General features: G+C 69.2%; 2 protein-coding genes. Both read left to right on the forward strand.

Annotated features, from left to right (window positions below):
• Positions 1 to 385: 385 nt before the first annotated feature.
• Positions 386 to 1,690 carry a pyridoxal phosphate-dependent aminotransferase gene (locus G4D87_RS36460; RefSeq protein ID WP_163787397.1) on the forward strand — a complete coding sequence of 435 codons (1,305 nt, stop codon included), beginning with the start codon at positions 386 to 388 and terminating at the stop codon, positions 1,688 to 1,690.
• Positions 1,691 to 1,785: 95 nt separating this feature from the next.
• Positions 1,786 to 2,662, forward strand: an 877-nt coding sequence (locus tag G4D87_RS36465) for an NTP/NDP exchange transporter (RefSeq protein WP_371928656.1), incomplete at its 3' end; no start/stop codon positions are given.

The raw sequence follows: 2,662 nt of genomic DNA on the forward strand, positions 1-2,662 counted from the left end.
GCTGCGCGCCGGTGGGGGCCGCGGCGGGTTCCTCCTTCTTGGCGCACCCGGCGAACGCCAGACACCCGGCCAACCACAGCGACGTCATCCTCCGTCCGGACCGCGTCATCATTCCCCTCCTGCCAGGGCCTGCGAGTTCGGGACTGCGGCCCATCGTCTCGCACGGGCGGCGGCCCGGGGGCCAGTGTCACGACGGGAAAGCGGGCCAAGCGAACACCCGTGGACGGCCCCGGAAGCGCTGGAAATTTCCACGGAGGGCCGGTTGCCCCGGAGGGCCTCCGTCACCACGAATGCATGACACAGGACGGCGGGGCCGCGACTATCGTCCGCGCCGCAAGTGGTCCGCGCGGCCCCCGAACGCGCACGAACCGGAGAGCACCCTCGCATGGCCCCCCTCGACCTGACCTCTCTTCCCCGTCCCTCCAGGGACGACGCCACCGTGGGAACGATGGCGCGTGGCATCGTCGGCAGCGAAATCCTCCGCATCGCGGCGGAGATTCGCGAGCGGGTCGCCAAGGGCCAGAAGGTGTGCAACCTCACCGTGGGCGACTTCAACCCGCGCGAGTTCCCCATCCCCGACTCGCTGCGGGAGCACATCACCGCCGCGCTCCAGGCGGGCGAGACGAACTACCCGCCGTCGGATGGCGTGCTGGAGCTCCGCCAGGCCGTGCAGCGCTTCTACGAGCGCTCCCTGGGCCTGAAGTACCCGCTGGAGGGCATTGTCATCGCGGGAGGCGCGCGGCCCATCATCTACAGCACGTACCGCAGCGTGCTGGACGCGGGGGAGACGGTCGTCTACCCGGTGCCCTCGTGGAACAACAACCACTACGCGCACATGATGGACGCGAAGAGCGCGGTGGTGGTGACGGACGCCGCGCGGGGCTTCATGCCCACCGTGGAGCAGCTGGCGCCGCACCTGGGCGCCGCGCGCCTCTTGTGCCTGTGCAGTCCGCTCAACCCCACCGGCACCATGATTGAGCCGGACGCGCTGGGCGCCATCTGCGAGCGCGTCGTCGCGGAGAACCGCGAGCGCGAGAAGCAGGGCCGCAAGCCGCTCATCCTCATGTACGACCAGATTTACTGGGTGCTGAGCTTCGGCGCGGCCAGGCACGTCACGCCGGTGTCGCTGGTGCCGGAGGTGGCGCCGTACACGGTGTTCGTGGATGGCATCTCCAAGGCCTTCGCCGCCACGGGCGTGCGCGTGGGCTGGGGCGTGGGGCCGCCGACGATTATCGCCCGCATGCGGGACGTGCTCGGCCACGTGGGCGCCTGGGCGCCCAAGGCGGAGCAGGTCGCGGTGGCGCGCTACCTCGACGACACGGCGGCGACGGAGACCTTCCTGGAGGGGATGCGCGAGGCCGTGGAAGCGCGGCTGGAGGCCTTGCACCAGGGGCTCACGCGCATGCGCGAGGCGGGGCTGCCGGTCCAGCACATCGCGCCGCAGGGCGCCATCTACCTGTCGGTGCGCTTCGACCTGGTGGGCAAGGGAGGCCTGCGCTCCAACGATGACATCCGCAAGCTCCTGCTGGAGAAGGCAAACCTGGGCGTGGTGCCCTTCCAGGCCTTCGGACTGGACGCGGACACGGGGTGGTTCCGCCTGTCGGTGGGGGCCACGTCGGTGAAGGAAATCGAGGAGGCGCTGCCCCGGGTGGAGGCGGCGCTCCGCGAGGTCCTCTCCGCCGGCGCGTAATCCTTGCGACATCTTCCCGCCGCGCTCGTTCCACCATGGAGATCCTGGGAATACATTGCCCGGGGCCTCGTTGGGCCGCTCACGTGAATTCCTCCATGCTCAAGCGATTCGTGGACGTTCGGGACGAGGAAGTTGGCGCCGTCCGCTGGTCATTCCTGTATTTCTTCACGCTGATGTGTGGCTATGCCATCCTCCGGCCCATCCGCAACGAGATGGGCACGGCGGGCAGCGTGAAGGGCTTGGATTGGCTCTTCACCGCCACCTTCCTGGTGATGCTCGCGGCGGTGCCTGCCTTTTCCGCGTTGGTGTCGCGTTGGCCCCGGCGGGTGGTGATTCCTCGCATCTACCGCTTCTTCCTGCTCAGCCTGCTGGGCTTCTTCGTGGTGCTGAAGCTCGGGGTGGCGCGGGAGACGGTGGCGCGCGTCTTCTATGTCTGGTTGAGCGTCTACAACCTGTTCGTCGTCTCCATCTTCTGGAGCTTCATGGCGGACGTCTTCGCCAGCGGGCAGAGCAAGCGGCTCTTTGGCTTCATCGCCGCGGGTGGCACCACGGGCATGCTGGTGGGGCCCTTCCTGGTGGGGCGGCTCGCAGAGCCGGTGGGCCCGGTGAATCTCATCCTCATCTCGGTGGTGCTGCTGGAGGTGAGCGCGCAGTGCGTGCGCCGACTGAGCGGCTGGGCCCAGGACGTCCAGCATCAGCCCGCCGCGGCGCAGGGCCCGGTGGGCGGCGGCGTGCTCGCGGGGCTGCGGCTCATCGTGACGTCGCCGTTCCTGTTGGCGCTGGGGCTCCAGGTGCTGCTCTACGCGGCGACCTCCACGTTCCTCTACTTCCAGGAGGTGCGGCTCGTCGCCGCCATGGGCAACGACGCGGCCAGCCGCACCGCCCTCTTCGGTGACATCGACTTCTACGTGCAGCTGGCGACGCTGGGGTTGCAGACGCTCGTCACGGGGCGCGTCATCTCCTGGCTGGGGC

It is taken from the genome of Myxococcus vastator (assembly GCF_010894475.1).
Lineage (GTDB): Bacteria > Myxococcota > Myxococcia > Myxococcales > Myxococcaceae > Myxococcus > Myxococcus vastator.